The 16,512-nt window shown below is 67.1% G+C and carries 14 protein-coding genes; 8 read left to right on the top strand and 6 right to left on the bottom strand.

The window, feature by feature from the left end; translation table 11 throughout:
* Window positions 1–2: 2 nt before the first annotated feature.
* A complete protein-coding gene (locus OHA70_RS22925) occupies window positions 3–566 on the bottom strand; it encodes a TetR/AcrR family transcriptional regulator (RefSeq protein ID WP_328320888.1) in 564 nt (187 codons plus the stop codon).
* 115 nt (window positions 567–681) lie between these two features.
* Here OHA70_RS22925 and OHA70_RS22920 point away from each other — a divergent pair, with 115 nt between their 5' ends.
* Window positions 682–1,509 (top strand): oxidoreductase, encoded by an 828-nt coding sequence (locus tag OHA70_RS22920; RefSeq protein ID WP_328320886.1) that lies wholly within the window; start codon window positions 682–684, stop codon window positions 1,507–1,509.
* A gap of 236 nt (window positions 1,510–1,745) precedes the next feature.
* On the opposite strand, the gene OHA70_RS22915 is transcribed toward OHA70_RS22920, so the two are convergent.
* Window positions 1,746–3,710, bottom strand: a complete 1,965-nt coding sequence (locus tag OHA70_RS22915) for an NPCBM/NEW2 domain-containing protein (RefSeq protein WP_328320884.1) — start codon at window positions 3,708–3,710, stop codon at window positions 1,746–1,748.
* Window positions 3,711–3,950: 240 nt separating this feature from the next.
* Between OHA70_RS22915 and OHA70_RS22910 the strand changes: the two genes are divergently transcribed.
* The gene (locus tag OHA70_RS22910) at window positions 3,951–6,800 is read left to right on the top strand and encodes a glycosyl hydrolase family 95 catalytic domain-containing protein (RefSeq protein ID WP_328320882.1); all 2,850 of its coding nucleotides are present in this window, start codon (window positions 3,951–3,953) and stop codon (window positions 6,798–6,800) included.
* A gap of 10 nt (window positions 6,801–6,810) precedes the next feature.
* On the opposite strand, the gene OHA70_RS22905 is transcribed toward OHA70_RS22910, so the two are convergent.
* The gene (locus tag OHA70_RS22905) at window positions 6,811–7,398 is read right to left on the bottom strand and encodes a hypothetical protein (protein ID WP_328320880.1); all 588 of its coding nucleotides are present in this window, start codon (window positions 7,396–7,398) and stop codon (window positions 6,811–6,813) included.
* 159 nt (window positions 7,399–7,557) lie between these two features.
* On the opposite strand from OHA70_RS22905, the gene OHA70_RS22900 reads away from it, so the two are divergent.
* Complete coding sequence (locus OHA70_RS22900) at window positions 7,558–8,544, top strand: DNA glycosylase AlkZ-like family protein (protein ID WP_328320878.1); 987 nt, start codon at window positions 7,558–7,560, stop codon at window positions 8,542–8,544.
* On the opposite strand, the gene OHA70_RS22895 is transcribed toward OHA70_RS22900, so the two are convergent.
* Window positions 8,527–10,755, bottom strand: coding sequence for a carbohydrate-binding protein (locus OHA70_RS22895; protein WP_328320876.1), 2,229 nt, complete (start codon window positions 10,753–10,755; stop codon window positions 8,527–8,529). The genes OHA70_RS22900 and OHA70_RS22895 overlap by 18 nt on opposite strands.
* Before the next feature lie 146 nt (window positions 10,756–10,901).
* Here OHA70_RS22895 and OHA70_RS22890 point away from each other — a divergent pair, with 146 nt between their 5' ends.
* Window positions 10,902–11,777: an endo alpha-1,4 polygalactosaminidase gene (locus tag OHA70_RS22890; protein ID WP_328320874.1), complete on the top strand. Its 876-nt coding sequence runs from the start codon at window positions 10,902–10,904 to the stop codon at window positions 11,775–11,777.
* 42 nt (window positions 11,778–11,819) lie between these two features.
* A complete protein-coding gene (locus OHA70_RS22885) occupies window positions 11,820–12,443 on the top strand; it encodes a SecDF P1 head subdomain-containing protein (protein WP_328320872.1) in 624 nt (207 codons plus the stop codon).
* Here the strand turns inward: OHA70_RS22885 and OHA70_RS22880 are convergent.
* On the bottom strand, window positions 12,440–12,847 hold the full coding sequence (locus OHA70_RS22880) for a MarR family winged helix-turn-helix transcriptional regulator (RefSeq protein WP_328320870.1): 408 nt from the start codon (window positions 12,845–12,847) through the stop codon (window positions 12,440–12,442). The two genes, OHA70_RS22885 and OHA70_RS22880, sit on opposite strands and share 4 nt — an antisense overlap.
* A 52-nt stretch (window positions 12,848–12,899) precedes the next feature.
* On the opposite strand from OHA70_RS22880, the gene OHA70_RS22875 reads away from it, so the two are divergent.
* Window positions 12,900–13,295 carry an SRPBCC family protein gene (locus OHA70_RS22875; protein WP_328320869.1) on the top strand — a complete coding sequence of 132 codons (396 nt, stop codon included), beginning with the start codon at window positions 12,900–12,902 and terminating at the stop codon, window positions 13,293–13,295.
* A 2-nt stretch (window positions 13,296–13,297) separates the two neighbouring features.
* Here the strand turns inward: OHA70_RS22875 and OHA70_RS22870 are convergent, their stop codons facing one another.
* Window positions 13,298–14,290, bottom strand: coding sequence for a WxL protein peptidoglycan domain-containing protein (locus OHA70_RS22870; RefSeq protein ID WP_328320867.1), 993 nt, complete (start codon window positions 14,288–14,290; stop codon window positions 13,298–13,300).
* Window positions 14,291–14,536: 246 nt separating this feature from the next.
* On the opposite strand from OHA70_RS22870, the gene OHA70_RS22865 reads away from it, so the two are divergent.
* Together OHA70_RS22865 and OHA70_RS22860 are read left to right on the top strand one after the other, a co-directional pair.
* Window positions 14,537–15,502, top strand: coding sequence for a hypothetical protein (locus OHA70_RS22865; protein ID WP_328320865.1), 966 nt, complete (start codon window positions 14,537–14,539; stop codon window positions 15,500–15,502).
* A gap of 16 nt (window positions 15,503–15,518) precedes the next feature.
* The gene (locus OHA70_RS22860; protein ID WP_328320863.1) at window positions 15,519–16,478 is read left to right on the top strand and encodes a hypothetical protein; all 960 of its coding nucleotides are present in this window, start codon (window positions 15,519–15,521) and stop codon (window positions 16,476–16,478) included.
* The last annotated feature ends 34 nt before the right edge of the window (window positions 16,479–16,512 follow it).

The following is a 16,512-nucleotide window of genomic DNA, read 5'->3' as shown; positions in this document are numbered from 1 at the left end:
CGTCAACCCCGAGCAACTGGTGAGACCGTCCGGCCGACCCCCTGGAGGAGGGCTGATACGGCCAGGTCTGCTGCCTGGGCGACCTCGATCTGGGGGACGTCTTCCGCGGCGACCCGGATGACCTGCCGGAGCAAGGCCTCGACCCACCCCTCGGGCAGGTCGGCGCGGAAGAGTCCTTCGTCAATGGCCCTTTGGATAAAGGCATCGAGCCGTACGCCGAGTTGCTCGCGACGGACCGCGGTCGCTGGATCGGCGATCATCCGGTCGAACGCCACCGGCCACCGGCGAGTGGCGTCGATGATGCCTTCGACGTACCGGTGCAACGCCACCGCCACCGGCGCCTCGGTCAGCCGGGCGCTCTCGAAGACCAACTCGACCGCGTCGTACCGGGCTGCGTAGATCGCGGCAAGCAGCGCCTCACGGGACTCGAACTGGCGATAGACGGTCCGGCGATCGACTCCCGTCTCGGCCGCGATCCGCACCATGCTCGCGGCCGGATCGGCGGCCAGTACCCGGGCGGCGGTGCTCAGGATCTTCTCGAGGTTTCGCGCTGCATCGGCTCTCACAGCACCAAGCTACCGCGCGTGGCAGTAAAGCCATGTAACTATCGCCCTTGAGGCAATTTCGTCCTTAAGTGCTACAGTGATGTGACAGATCAACTGAAGGAGGCAGTCCATCATCATGAGCAAGGTCTGGCTGATCACCGGTAGTTCGCGGGGCCTCGGCCGCGCGCTGACCAAGGCAGTACTCGACAACGGGGACCGTGTCCTGGCCACCGCCCGCCGCGTCGACCAGCTCGACGACCTGGTCAAGGAGTACGGCGAGGCGATCCACACCTTCGCCCTCGACGTCACCGACCCGGCCGCCGCGCGGTCCGCAGTACAGGCCGCAGTGGATGTGTTCGGTGGTCTGGACGTGGTGGCGAACAACGCTGGTTACGCCAACAGCGCGCCGATCGAGGAGATGGCCGAGGACGACTTCCGCGCCCAGATCGAGACCAACCTGTACGGCGTCGTCAACGTCACCAGGGCAGCCCTTCCGTTGTTCCGCGAACAACGCGGCGGACACTTCCTCCAGTTCTCCTCGATCGGTGGCCGGGCCGGCGGGACACCCGGGATGGGCGCCTACCAGACGGCGAAGTTCGCGGTCGAAGGCTTCTCCGAGGTTCTGCACAACGAGGTGAAGCCGTTCGGCGTGAAGGTGACGATGATCGAGCCCGGCGCCTTCCGGACCGACTGGGGCGGCTCCTCGATGACTCTTCACCCGGTCGGCGAGGACTACGAGTCGACCGTCGGCCAGATCAACCGGTACCGCGCCGAGACCGACGGTACCCAGCCCGGCGACCCGGCAAAGGCCGCCCGCGCAATCGTCGGCATCGTCGCGGCGAATGAGCCACCCCTGCGCCTACTGCTCGGCAAGGACGCCCTGGACCTCGCCGCGAAGGCCTCCACGTCGCGGGCCGACGAGGCCACCCAGTGGGCCGCTGTCACCACCTCGACCGACTACTGAAACCACCAGCCATCACCCTTGCGTCTGGTCGGTCGGCCGTGGGGGCGATGCTGCGATTTCGTGCCTGAGGGGTAAAGTCGAGGAAACACGAAGGCCCGGGCAGACGTCGCAATCTGTTCTCGGGCCTTCGTGTTCTGCTTGGACCTCAGAGCGTGCTGAGCTTCGTTCCGTCGATGGCCGCCACCAGAACCTCGAGCTGGATGAGGCTGACCATGAGGCATGCTACCGAGCCACGATCAGCTGCAGGTGAGGACCGGCGCGGCCCAGTCGGCATGGTCGGAGTCTGGTCCGTCGATGTCGGCGGTGCGCAACTCGAGCAGGTCGACACCGGCGACGTTCGCGCTGAGCGGTACGGCGGTACCGGCACCGGTCGCGTCGGCCGAGGCGAGCGTGGCGCCGTCGCCGACGACCTCGAATCTTGCGTTGCCCCTGTCGGCGACCTCGTCGTCGATCCCCACCGTCACGGTCAGGGAGCTGCAGTGTTTGCCGAGGTAGTACCCGATCACGCCGGGAGCGTGCGCGCCCAGGCCCTTCGGGTAGACCGTCCCCGCGATGGTTATCGGTTTACCGTCTCCGGCGGCGGACTCTCCGTTGCTCGTGTCGCGCTCCACCGGACCCCAACCGTTCTGCGCGGACAACCAGGTGAGATCCGACAGCTGGGACTGCCCGGCAGGCGGCCTCGTCACGACGGAGAACTGTCCGCTGCTGGTCCCGTCGTAGACCGTGTTGTGCCACAGCCAGCTCGCAGTCGCCCGCAGGTCCACCGGGCCGGGATCGGGGCGGTCGGCGGTCAAAGACCAGGTCGCAGTACCGCTCTGACCGGCCCGTACCGTGGCGACCTGGGTCGGACCAGACGGGACAGTCGACCAGTCCGCAGGGACTCCGAGCCCCAGCCTGGCGCGGGAGATTGACGACGTACCGTCGTTGTAGATCCGTACGGCGACCTTCGTCGGGTCGCTGCCTTCCGTGTACGGCTTCGCAGGCGCGACCTCGACGGTGACCAGCGGCGGCAACGCACCCGCGCCGGTCCCGACCCGGAACATGGCGACATCGTGCGACCCGACCTGTGCGCGGATCGTGCCCCCGGACGCCGCCACCGCGTTCGTCCAGAGGTTGCGCACCGTGTATGCCTTTGCCTTCGGCAACCCCAGCTCGGCTGCGGTGGTGGCGATCGTCTGCTGGGACGACCCGCGATTCAGCAGCACCACCGCGACCGAACCATCCGACATCGGCTTGGTCCAGACCTCCCGGTCGCCGTCGTCGCGTCGCTTGGCGCCCTGGCGCCCACCCCAGTCCTGGTTGACGGCCAGCACGTCAGGATCGGTCAGCAGCCCTCGGACCGGCGCGGACATGGAGCGCAGGTCGTTTCCGGCGATGAGCGGCGCGTTGAGCAAGGCCCACAGGCTCATGTGCGCACGGCTCTCGGCGTAGCTCAGGCCGGGGTTGCCGACCTCGAGCATGTCCGGATCGTTCCAGGCGTTCGGGCCGGAGTACGCCTCGAGCCCGACCTGTTGGTCGAGGATCGACGTCACACTCCCCCACGAGGCGCTGATGTCACCAGTGGTGCGCCACATGTGGCCGCCGACGCTCGAACCCCACAGCCATGGCTGGTTGGCGCCCCACTCGCAGATGCTGTAGAGGATCGGGCGGCCCGCCTTCTTCAGGGCGTCACCCATCGCCTGGTACCGATCCTTCGCCGGCACACCTTGGTCGTTGCAGTTGTCGTACTTGAGCAGGTCGACGCCCCACTCGGCGAAGGTCTTCGCGTCCAGCTCCTCGTGACCGAGACTTCCCGGCATCGTGCGCGCACAGGTCTCGGTACCCGCACTGGTGTAGATACCGAGCTTGAGGCCCTTGCCGTGCACGTAGTCGGCCAGCGCCTTGATCCCACTCGGGAACCGTTGGTGACTCGCGACGTAACGGCCAGTCGCCGGATCGCGGTCCTTCTCACCCCAGCAGTCATCGACGTTGACGTACTGGTAGCCGGCCTTCGCCAGCCCGGACGACACGATCGTGTCGGCCATCCCCCGGATCAGCTGCTCGTTGATGCCGCAGCCGAAGGTGTTCCAGGAGTTCCAGCCCATCGGCGGGGTCGGAGCCAGATTTCCCAGCGGTGGGTCGGCGGCCGCCGCTCCGGTCGCGGGAACGAGGCCGGTCACTAGCAGGGCAAGACCTAGGGACGTACTGAGGACGCGTCGCATGATGCTCCATCCATCGGGGCGGGAAGGCAGGAGTCGAAAACTGTTGGAATGCGCTTGAATTTGTGCGAGGTGCCCGGATCTTCACCCACCTGCACGGGCCCGGTCAAGGCCGCGGCAGTAGGTGATTTCCCGATGACCGCGATAGCAAAGCTGCAACAACTTGCTCATTGACAGCTGTAACGAACTGTTTTATTCATTGAGGTGCTGCAAGTCGGACTCCCCCCGCCCTCAAGGAGTGCCATGACCGATCGCCTCTCGCCCGGCGACTCCGTCCAGCCATCTCGCCGCGACGTCATCCGGTACGGCGGCGGGCTCACCGCCGTACTGGCGCTGGCCGGCCTGCCTGTCTTCGCCGAGACCGCTGCGGCAGACAGCACGCCGGCCGGACCCGAGCTGGTCCCTCCGTCCGAGGCGACCAGACTGTGGTACTCGCTGCCCGGCAAGGAGGATCGGATCATCGAGGAGGGCCTGCCGATCGGCAACGGCCGCATCGGCGCCCTGGTCACGGGAGACCCGGCGAACGACACCCTGTACCTCACCGATTCGACACTGTGGACCGGCGGGCTCAACGACGTCCTCGACGGCGACGGGCAGTTCCCGTACGACACGACCCGTTTCGGATCACTGTCCATGCTCGCGAAGGCAACCGTCAGCGTCACCGGGCACAACCTGTCGTCCGTGCAGGGGTACGAGCGCGAGCTCGACCTCAGCAACGGCTTGACCGGCGTCCGCTATGAGCTAGCTGGCGTCGAGTACCGTCGCCGGGTCTACTGCAGCCACCCCGACGATGTCGTTGTCGTACACCTCACCCAGTCAGGCGGTGGCACCTACTCAGGACGCATCGCGCTGGCGGGGACCCATGGCGAGCCGACGAGCGCGAGCGGCACCGAAGCCGGCTTCAGCGGCGCACTCGGCAACGGGCTCAAGTACGCCGGTCTGGTCTCCGCGGCTTCGGTGGGCGGATCCGTTCGTACGCAGGGCATCGACGTCGTGTTCGAGAACTGCGACGAGGTACTGATCGTCATCTCGGGCGGCACCAACTATCTCCCCGACCCGACCCGCGGCTACCGGGATCCACAGAGCAACCCGCTCGACATCGCGCGGGCCAAGGCGCGCCGCGCGATCCACCGCCAAGGGGCGTCGCTGCTGGCTGCGCACGTCGCGGACTACCGCCGGCTCTACGAGTCGATGACGGTGTCACTGGGCACGTCGACGCCGGCCCAGCGGGGGCTCGACACTCCGGCACGCCTCGCTCTTCGCGCGACGTACGGCGCAGTACCGGATCCCGAACTCGAGGCCGGCTACCTGCAGTTCGGCCGGTACCTCACGATCACCGGTTCCCGCTCGAGCGTCCCGATCAACCTGCAGGGGCTGTGGCTGGACCGCAACGACCCGGACTGGATGGCGGACTACCACACCGACATCAACCTCCAGATGAACTACTGGCTGACCGATCGCGCCGGTCTGGGTGCGTGCTACGAGGCTTTGACCAGCTACTGCCTGGGCCAGTTCCCTTCGTGGAGCCGGACGACGACGGATCTGTTCCAGGACTCACGCAACGGGTTCCGCAACAGCAGCGGACGAGTGGCCGGCTGGACCGTCGCGATCAGCACCAACGTCCACGGCGGCGGTGGCTGGTGGTGGAACCCGACCGGCAGTGCCTGGCTGTGCAACACCCTGTTCGAGCACTACGAGTTCACCGGGGATCGCGACTTCCTGGAACGGATCTATCCGCTGCTGAAGGGCGCCTGCGAGTTCTGGCGGGCTCGGCTGCTCACCACCACGGTGACCGATCCGGCAACCGGTGGTGCCCGCCAGGTCCTGATCGACGACGCGGACTGGTCCGCCGAGCACGGCCCGACCGATGCCAAGGGGATCACCTATGCGCAGGAGCTGGTCTGGCAGCTCTTCGCCAACCTGAGGACCGCGTGCGCGGACCTCGGCCGTGATCGCGGCTACGCCGCCACGGTCAAGGGACTCCAGGAGCGGCTCTATCTGCCACAGGTCAGCCCGACGACAGGCTGGCTCGAAGAGTGGATGACGGACGAGAACCTCGGCGAGACCACGCATCGCCACCTGTCCCCGCTGATCGGTCTGTACCCCGGCGACCGGATCGCGGCCGACACCTCGCCGGCGCCGCTGATCGAGGGTGCGACCAAGCTGCTGACCGCCCGCGGGATGGCGAGCTTCGGGTGGGCGATGGCCTGGCGCGGACTCTGCTGGGCCCGGCTGAAGAACGCGACCAGGGCCTACCGCTCGGTCCTGACGGTCCTGAAGCCGTCCGTTGCTCACAGCAACGGCTCCGGTATCAACCTGTTCGACATGTACAGCTTCGGCAACCGGTCGACGTTCCAGATCGACGCGAACCTCGGGACGCCGACCGCGATGCTCGAGATGCTGGTCTATTCGCGGCCAGGGCTGGTCGAACTGCTCCCTGCCGCACCAGATGCCTGGGGCAACGGTTCGGCGACCGGCATCGGCGTACGCGGAGGCTTCACGATCGATCTCACCTGGTCGGACCGGCAGGTCACCAAGGCGACGATCCACAGCGTCGGCGGCCGCGAGACCACCGTCCGCTATGGCTCATGGAATCAGCGTGTCCGGGTCACACCGGGCAAACCGGTGACGCTCAAGCCGCCGCCGCGGACGTACGACGATGAGCCGGACGAGTCGCCGCTTCTCATCGTCAACCGCGGCAGCGGCAAGGCGATCGACGTACCGGGAGCCTCCACTGTCCCCGGCACCGTGCTGATCCAATGGAGCAAGAGCGGTGCGGCGAACCAGCAGTGGGTGCTCACCGACCTCGGTGACCATCGGTACCACCTCACCAGCGTGAGCTCCGGCCTGCTGGCCGAGATCGGCGGCGGGGTCACCACACCGGGCGCGGCCGTCACGCAATGGCCGGACACAGGAGGAGACAGCCAGATGTGGCGCATCGAGGACGCCGGTGGCGGCTACTCGAAGATCGTCAACGTACGCAGCGGTCTGCTGCTTTCCGTCCAAGACGCCTCCACCGCCGACGGCGCCAACCTGGTCCAGCTCGCAGACACAGGTGACGCCAGCCAGCAATGGCAGCTAATCCGCAGCTGACCCGCCTCGGTCAGCCGACCAAGGTGAAGGTTCTGGTTGCCTGGGCCAGGGTGGTGGTGAGGACGGCTTTGTCAGCGAGGCGGCCGGCGACGGTGAGTTCGACGGCCTGGTCCGGGATGTCGTACAGGCTGACGAAGCGGTTCGCCACCCAGCGCGTGGTGGATCCGGAGCGGTAGGTGTAGACGAGCGTCGCCATCCTGACCTTGCCGCCTCGGGCGGTCGTCAACGTGCTCGTCGCACGTCCGAGGACCTTCAGCCCCGGCGTACCGCGAAGCGCTGCCTCCCGCTTCTTCATTGCTGCGGCCGGCGTGATCCGGTGCTGCTGATCGAGGTCGAAACGGATCATCCGAGGTGCCGACGGGTCCACGAACCGGTCCTGCCACCTAGCTGTCTTCACCTGCCGCCACGCCCGCGGAACCGTCACCACGCCATTGCAGTAATCCGGCGAGGTACACGCCAGCATCCGCTGCGCATACACCGTCGCCTGAACCTTGCTACTGCCCACACCCGACTGAGTAGCCGCCCCAGCCGGCGCCCCGACCCCGAGCATCATCCCGGCCACCCCCAAGACGGCCACGCCGATTCTCCAACCCCTCATGACAGCTCCCCTCCGATCGAGCACTTCCCGACGCTGATGAGACGCACTCCCCCACCCACAGGTTGGACCCCAAAGATCACCATTCGGCAACCACGTCCACAACCTGGCCGACAGCTTCAGATCGCGCGGGCTGTCATCCATCGTTCGTAGTATCCAGGTATGCCAGACGAAGACGAGACGATCCCGTGGCAAGGGCAAGCGCTCGGTGAGCCGTTCGGCGGGGACCTTGTCGCGTTGGTCGAGCGGGTCGCCGGTATCAACGCGCAGACCGCTCGCGCGATCCCGGTGGCGATCTGGGCCCGCTGTGGCGAGAAGAGCGATCTCGCCGAGCTGACCGACCGGATGCAGTCGTACGAACTGGTGAAGTCGAACGTCATGCGAGGCACCGTCCACCTCCTCACCCTGCGGCAGTACTGGCTCTGGCGGACCGCCCTGGAGCCGACCCTGCGAAGAATCGTCGCCGGCTTCTGTCGCGGAATCTGGGACTCGGTCGACTACGACAAACTGCACGCCTTCGGCCTCGACCTGATGTCCGACGGCCGCCCGCGATCCCGGGCCGAGCTGGGCGACGAAGCCGCCAAACACTTCCCCGACGCCGAACCCCGCCACCTCGGGTTCGCCCTGCGGATGATCCTCCCGATCGTCGAATCAGCCCCGGACAACGCCTGGCAACCAGCCCGTACTACGTACCGCCTCCCGCCAACGATCCCCGAACCGGTCGACGCCGCAACTGGACTGCGCGACCTCGCGCAATCCTTTGCGAAGGCATTCGGCCCGGCCACCGTCGACGACTTCTCCTACTGGTCAGGCATCAAGAAGTCCGAGGCCAAAACCTTCGCCGACCAGCTCGAGCCCGCAACAACGACCCACCAGCAAGCTCCGATCCACGTGCTCCCGGAGTTCGACAACCTCTTCTACTGCAGGCGATCGACGACCGGCGACCTGTACCAAGCGAAGCGCGACCCGAGATTCACCCCCCAGCGAATGCCAGGCAGCCTCATCCAGAACGGCCGCGTAGTCGCCCACTGGACCTACCGCAAGGACACCCCACCAACCCTGACCCCCTGGGCACCACTCGACGAAACCGCGGAGGCCAAATGGTCACGGTTCGTCGAGTGGTGGACCCAGTCAGACAGTCAGGCGTAGGTAGTCGACGTTGAAGCCGCCCGTCTCACAGAACAGCGTGACTAGCTGATCGCCCGCCGGCAACGTCACCTGGGCATGGATCGACTGGTACGTCCCCCAACCACCCGTACTCGGAACAGACACCTTCGCCAGTACCGCACCAGCCGCGTCCCGCAGCGAGATCGCATCCGGAGCCGTCGCGCCCGTGCCGTTCGCAACACGGAACTCCACGTCGTACGTCCCGGCGCTAGCGACATCCACCCGGTACTGCAGCCAGTTACCCGCCGCCGTCCAACCCACATTCTTCCCACCACTAGCGGCAGCGTTGTTCTCGATGAAGTTGGCGCCGCCATCAACCCAGCCGTGCTGAGCCACGTACGCCTCAGCCTCGACCTTCTCGCCGACCGGCGTACCGTGCGGCGTCACCGTCACATGCACGGTCACCTCATCACTCGCCGCGCCATCAGTGACGCGGAACTTCAGCTCCTGCGCCCCGGCAGTGGTCGGGTGCAACGTCACCAGGCCGCTGCGTCCGTCAACGGTGACCCCGGCGGGCAGATCGACCGCGTAGTAGGCGAGTCGGTCGCGATCCCGGTCGGTCGCCGCCAGCTGCACCTGAGTCGTGCCGTACTGATCCGCGACGACGTCCGCGACGGGGCGTAGTACCGGAGCGTGGTTGTGGTGCTGGGACGGGACATCACCCTTCCACCGGTACGTCGCGTAGGAGTTGGCCGGGACCGTCGCCGTGAAGGACTTGCCGGCGAGCACGACGCGTACGGTCGACGGCGTGGGATCGCTGTTGCCAACGATCGCTACAAAGTTGTCTGAGCGGTCCTTGTAGACCACGTTGGCGATCCCGTTCGAGGTCGCGCTGGACTCGACCCGGGTGTGCTCCGGGCCGAGGTACTTCGCGAACTGGCCCATCGCGTAGAGCTCGTCGCGAACTGTGAAGGTCTGCGTGGTGGTATCGACCTTGACCAGCCGGTTCGGCCACTTGGTGGTGCGGCCGACCTCTTCCCAGTCGACGTTGTTGTCGCGCAACGGCGTCCAGTGCAGGGTGCCGCCGTCCTGGTCGGTTGTCTGCGCCCACATCACGTACGACGAGGCGTCGAGGCGGAAGTAGTCGAGGATCGTGGCCGGGTTGAGATCGCTCGTCTCGGTCATGTGCACCGGCTTGCCGGTCTGCTCGTACGCGTCCCGCATGACGGTCGGGTCACCCCAGTACGGGTGGAACGCGATCGCATCGGCGGCCTTGGCGGCCTTCGGGTCGTTCAGGATCCGGTAGTAGTTCTTCGTCTCGGTGCTGTTCGGGTCGCGCCAGTCCCAGAAGTTGAAGTCGTGGACATAGAGGTCGGTGCCGAGCCCGGCGCGCTTCACCTCACGCTTGATCGCGACCGCCAGCTTCTGCTGCTGCTCGACGCTGATGTCCATCGCGGGATAGACCACGTCGATGCCCGGCTCGTTGAGCAGGGTCAGCGCGTCGACCTTGATCCCTTGTTTCGCGTACGCCTGGATGTACTTGACGTAGTACCGGGCGAAGACGTCGATGCAGTCGTCGCGCAGCTTGCCGACCTGGTAGTACGAGGTGGTACCGGGCTTGAGCGCGACCTCGCCGGTGAACCGGTTGTTGGTCTTCATCCAGGCCGGCGCGCTCCACGCCGAGGCGAAGAACGTCGCGCGCGGGTTGTACCGCAAGATCTGCTTGGCCGTCTCGACGATGTGCAGGTCGACGTCGCGCTTGATCGAGAAGTGCTTCAGCGCGAAGTCCTCGGCGACGCCGGCGGGCAGTTCGTCGTACGACCAGAACGGCAGGTGCTCGATCAGGTCCGGGCTGCCGATGGTCAACCGGAAACGGTCCAGCCCGGCGCCGGTCTTCGGGTCCACCAGCAGCCGGATCGCGCGGGTGCGCTCGGCGGGCGTCAGCTTCCAGAGGTTGGAGACGCTGGTCTCGTCCAGGGAGAATCCGATCCCGGAGTACTTCTGCCGCAGCGTGCTCGGGTCGATGACGACCGTGGCGTCCGTCGTACCGGTCTCATCGCTGCGGACGTAGCTGGTGGGCAGCGGCTGCCACGCTTGCGCGGGCCCGCTGGAGTAGGTGCCGGTGACGGCGGCGCCGCGGTCGGGCCGGCTCGCCGTCGCCGGCAGGCCTGCGGTCGCGGGCAGGCCGACGGCTGCGAGCATGCTCCCGGCGGCCGCGGCGACAAGGACCGCCGCACTGATGGATCGCCTCACGATGTCTCCTCGATTGGGCGGGGAAAGCGCTTGCTTCGAGCGGCGACTCTACTGTCCAGGAACGCTTTGCACACCCCTCTCCCGGTTCCGGAACTTCCCAGCGGCGACAATGCGTCGTACCCGGACCCCTAGCGGTTGGAATCACCTTGCCTGCTGTTCCCCCGCGCGTCCGCCTTCTCCTGATCAGCCTGCTCGGCGGTGTCCTGGTCCTTGCCGGACTCGTCTATCTCCTCAACCGGCCATCGGATCAGGACGAACCGGCCGCAGTCAGCACGCCAGCCGGTACTCCGACAGCTGGTCCGCCGGCCGCCGTGATCAAGGCGCCGCCCCTGCACGTCGGGTTCGACTACCAACTGGGCGGGCCCTATCCCCCACCCGCCGGCGTGCGGATCGTGACGCGCGACCGCACTGCCCCGGCGATCAAGGGCCTCTACAACGTCTGTTACATCAACGCCTTCCAGACCCAACCCGGCGAGGAGGACGACTGGGATCCGGACCTCCTCCTCAAGGACGGCAGCGGCAAGACGATCATCGACGAGGACTGGAACGAACCGCTGCTCGACCTGAGAACCGCCGCCAAGCGCGAGCGGATCGCCGCCAAGGTCAACGGCTGGATCGACGACTGCGCGGCCAACGGTTACCAAGCCGTCGAGCCGGACAACTACGACAGCTACACCCGGTCGCAGAACCTGCTGAGCGCCAACCAGGCCAAGGATCTGCTCACCCTGCTGGCCACCCACGCGCACTCGCGCAACCTCGCCATCGGCCAGAAGAACGCCGCCGACCTAGCCGTCGACCGCAAAGCCGTCGGCCTCGACTTCGCCGTCGCCGAGGAGTGCGGCGAGTACGGCGAATGCGCGGCCTACGCCGATGCCTTCGGCAACAATGTCCTGGTGATCGAGTACACCGACGCCGGCCTCCGCAAAGCATGCGATGCCTTCGGCAACAAACTCTCGATCGTCCGCCGCGACCTCGACGTCACCACCTCCGGCGACCCCAAGTACGTCCGCCGAACCTGCTGACGATCGGCGGATTGCACCCGCCGACGCGTAGCATCTGCAGACATGTCCCAGCAGACGCCACCCCCGCAGTACGGGCCGCCCCAGTACGGACCTCCGTACGCCGGACAGCCGAAGCGGAGCAGAGGACCACTGATCCTGATCGGCGTGCTGGGCCTGGTACTGATCGTCGTACTGGCGATCGGCGCGGTGGTCCTACTGCGTAACAACGACGACAAGCCGGCCGTGGATAAGGTCGCGACCCGCCCCTCGACACCCGAGGCCGTGCAGTTCCGACCGGTCCTGAAGACCGAACCCAACGGCTGCAGCGCCTCGACGACGGCCTCCCCTGATGGAACCGCCTGCGGCTCGGACGGGACCCGCTACACGCTCGGCACGGTCGCCCTCGACGGCACCCACGTCTCGAAGGTGGAGGCCGCCCTGCCGAGCAACAACAGCACCTGGGTGGTCAACCTGACCCTGGACGACGAAGGCTCGAAGTCGTTCGAGCAACTCACCGCCGGGCTCGCCACCAAGACCCCGCCGCAGAACCAGCTCGCGATCGTCGTCCGTGGCAAGGTCGTCACCGCCCCGGCCGTGATGTCCGCGATCCCCGGTGGCAAGGTTCAGATCAGCTCCAACTTCACCCGCGCCGACGCCGAGAAGACCGCCGCCGATATCACCGGCTAGTCCGCGAGCCGAGTCAGGATCCCGATCAGCGACCGCCGCTCGGCAGCACTGAACTCGCCGAGCAACTCCTCCTCCATCGCCCGGATCTCAGCCCGTACCGCGGCCAGCCGCGCCTCACCCGCCGGCGTCAACTGCGCCAGCCGGTTGCGCCGGTCCGCCGGGTCCTGCTCGCGGACCACCAAGCCGTCCTCGACCAGCCCGTCGAGCAACGGGATCAGCCGCGACTTGTCGTAGCCGATCGCGGTCGCGAGCCCGAGCTGGTTGATCGCCGGCTCCTTGGCCAGGTGCGTCAGGACGCCGTACCCCCACATCGAGAGCCCGTGCGCGCGCAGCAACGGCTCCTCGGCGAGGTACAGCCGCCGGGTGATCCGTCCGAACAGCGATCCCAGATCTTCGCGCTGCATGGTTCGGATGATAGGCGTTGAACAATCATAAGCAGGTGCATATGATCTACATATGCCTACTAATCTGAAGAGCAGTCACACCCGGTCCATCGCCATCGCGGCCTCGCCGGAGACCGTCTTCGACCTCGTCTCCGACCCGACCGCCTTCCCCCGCTGGGCACCCGGCTTCGCCCGCTCCGCGCGTCCGGCCGGTGACCACTGGATCATCGAGAACGAGCAGGGCGAGGCGAGGATCGTGGTCCGCTCCTCGCGCGAACACGGCACCGTCGACATCCTCTCGGCCGACGATCCCGGCCAGGGCGCCTACAGCCGGGTACTACCGAACGGCACCGGTAGCGAGTACCAGTTCACGCTGCAGTTCCCCGCGGATGCGCCGGAGGACGCCATCACCGCGCAAATGGCCGTCGTGGACGCCGAACTGGAAGCAGTCCGCGCCCTCTGCGAGTGAGCTCATCTGGCGTGGGCCGGCCTCTTTCGCTTGCGGCGGCTGAGGATGGCGAGGGTTAGGACGGCTGCGCAGGCTAGTACTAGGAGGAGAAGCGTCCACGGGATGGTGAGGACGTGAGCAGTGGCGGCTGTGGTGGGTTGAGGGGCAGTCTTCGCTACCGGTACGACGCTGACCGTTCCGGTCAGGCGGAGGGCCGGTGGTACTCCGGGGATGTCGGCGGCGACCTTCCAGGACCCGCCGGGGAGCAGCAGGGGTGAGTCGGCGAGTTGGCCGGGGCCGGCGGTGAAGACGCCGAAAGGACCGGTGACAGCGGCTGCCTGGCGGGCCGCGACGATGGTGTTGCCGGTATTGCGGACGGTGTAGGTGACGGCGACACTGCCTTGGCCGAAGGGGTTCGGAGTACCGGCGTAGTGCACCTTCAGGTCCTCGACAGACAGGGCCGGCTTGAGCTCTCCGCTCACCTGCAGCCGGATCTTGACGGCGGCCAGCCGGTCCGGATAGCCGGCCTGCTTCACCAGCGCGACGATTCCGCCCAGATGGTCGCCGGATGCCGCGCTGTCGGGGAGCGCGAGACGGAACGGTACGTCGACGGTGCGGCCGGGCGGGACCCGGACAGTGGTCTCATCGAGCTGGACCCAGGCCCCGACGCCCTTCGACTTGGCCGCCGCGTTCAGCAGGTCGATGCTGCCGTCGTCGGTGGTGAAAGCGTCGGCGCCGTACAGCGTCACCGTCAGCGGGATCCGGCTGCTGTTGACGATGAGCAGCGCGTCCCGCGACTGGCCGCCGCGCGGCAGGGCATAGCTGAAGCTCGGGCGCTTCGCCCCGAAGATGTTGGCCGCCGGCTTGATCTCCCAGGGCGGGTTGTCGGCCGCGATCGCGCTCTGCGCCTGGCTGAGGCAGGGCAGGACGAGGCAGGGCAGAACGAGCAGTAGGACGGCGAAGGCACGGGTCACGGCATGCACGACCGTGGACCCGCGGAGTACCGGCGGGTGCATCAGTGGTCCCTCGGACGATCGGACGGGAGACGTGCCGATGGGGCGGCTTGCAGCGTCTTGCGCTCGGATGGAGCGCAGGTGAACGGCGGCTGGCGGAGCGGCCGACCGAGCAGCAACAGTCGGCACCCGACTGCAGGTAGCTGCAACCGCGGACTGGTTTAGACCTCTGACTCGCTAGGGTGAGCGGACATTCGTCGATGCGAGAGGCCCTCGGGGGGCATCGAGTACCAAGGGAGATCTTTGCAGATGAGAATTCGTCGTTTTGCTCTTGCGGTGGCCGGGCTGAGCCTGGTCACGGGGGCCGCAGCGGCCGGTCAGGCCAGCGCGGGCGTACAGAGCGAGCCCCGTCCGAGCACCACGCTCGGACACTCCGCGGCGCAAACCCCGCAGACCAAGGCCGCCGCGGCCGCCTGCGGTGTCGAGGTCGGCGCGATCACCGCCGCGGGCATCAACTCCGGCTACGGGATCACCGCGACCAAGCCGCTGACGGTCAGCAACTTCGCGCCGTTCAAGCTGTTCGGCGCCCGTACCAGCTCGACCTGGTACGGCTGGCGCACGCCGGCCAACATCTACTACTACGCGGGCTTCGTGCTGCAGGGCAGCAACCTGTACGCCGGCGCCGAGACGTACAAGAACGGCACCACCAACCCGCCGACCACGAGCTCGAAGAAGCTCGGCGCCGGCTGGGGCGGCTTCACCGCCCTGACCAGCTCCAACTACTACGTGGCGGGCACGACGCGGCCGCACCTGTTCCTCTACGGCCTGCACACCAACGGCTCGCTCTACCGCTACAGCGTGAACGGCCCGACCGGTCCGGTCACCAGCTACGGCAGCGCGGCGGGCTACGGCTCGTTCAAGTCGATCACCGTGATCTCCGAGACGGTCGGCTACGACACCATCCTGGCCACCACCAAGGCCGGCGCCCTGTGGACGATCCACCTCCCGGTGACCGCTCCGCTGAAGGGCACGCTCAAGGCAGTTCGTACGACCGGCTTCAAGCAGTACGACAAGATCGTCGCCTCGCGCTGCAGCAGCAGCACGCTGCTCACCGGCTTCGACAACACGGCGAAGACGCTCACCGTCTACGCCATGAGCAAGGCCAACGGCTCGAAGACGGTTATCAGCACGATCGGCAGCGCGCCTGCCACCCACAACGGGCTGACGCACTTCCTGTACACGGGCAGCGGCAGCCTGTCGCTGATCGGCGAGTAGTCAAGGGAGACCGCAGATGAGAATTCGTCGTTTCGCCGTCGTGGTGGCCGGGCTCAGTCTGGTTGCTGGGGCTGCGGTTGCCGGGCAGGCGACCGCGGAGGTGCAGGGCAAGCCTGAGCCGGTGCACGGTCGGGCGCTGGCGCAGGGGTCCGCGCAAGCGAAGGCCGTGTCGGCGGCTTGCGAGACCGATGTCGGCACCATCACCCCCGACGCCAGGAACAGCCCGTACGGGATCACTGCCACCAGGCCGCTGGATGTGCACAAGTACAACTCGTTCAAGCTGTTCTCCGGGCGCGCCAGCTCCAGCTGGTACTACTGGGAGCCGTCGGCCAGCGTGTATTACTGGTCGGGCTTCGTGCTGCAAGCGGGCAACCTGCTCGCGGGGGCCGAGACGTACTACAACAACTCGACCACCCCGAAGGTCAGCTCGAAGATCCTCGGCGGCGGTTACGGCGGATTCACCACCCTGACGAGCGCCAACTACTGGGTGCCGGGCACGACCCAGGAGCACACGTTCCTGTACGGCCTGAACACCAACGGTTCGCTCTACCGCTACCGCGTCAACGGACCGACCGGTCCGGTCGTCGGTGCTGGACACGCACCGGGGTACAAGGGGTTCAAGGCGATCACGGTGATCGCCACGGCGCCGACGTACGACACCCTGCTGGCCACCACCAAGGCCGGCGCTCTCTGGACGATCCACCTCCCGGTGACGGGTACCTTCAAGGGCACCCTGAAGGCGGTCCGGGCGAGCGGCTTCCAGAAGTACGACCAACTGGTCGCCCAGCGCTGTGGCAACGCCACGATGCTGAGCGCCTTCGACAACACCGCCAACACGGTCACCGTGTACGCCATGGGCAAGGCGGTCGGCTCGAAGACGGTCATGAACACCATCGGTACCGCCCCGGCGACCAACGATGCGCTGGTGCACTTCCTCTACACGGGCAGCGGCGGTCCACTGCTCGTCGGCGAGTGACTTTCGCCTGAGTAAGCAGTAGAACCAGGAGCCC

Source organism: Kribbella sp. NBC_00382 (genome assembly GCF_036067295.1).
Taxonomy (GTDB): Bacteria; Actinomycetota; Actinomycetes; order Propionibacteriales; family Kribbellaceae; genus Kribbella.
The sequence above is the reverse complement of the archived record's forward strand: the minus strand, read 5'-3'. Positions and strand labels throughout refer to the sequence as shown.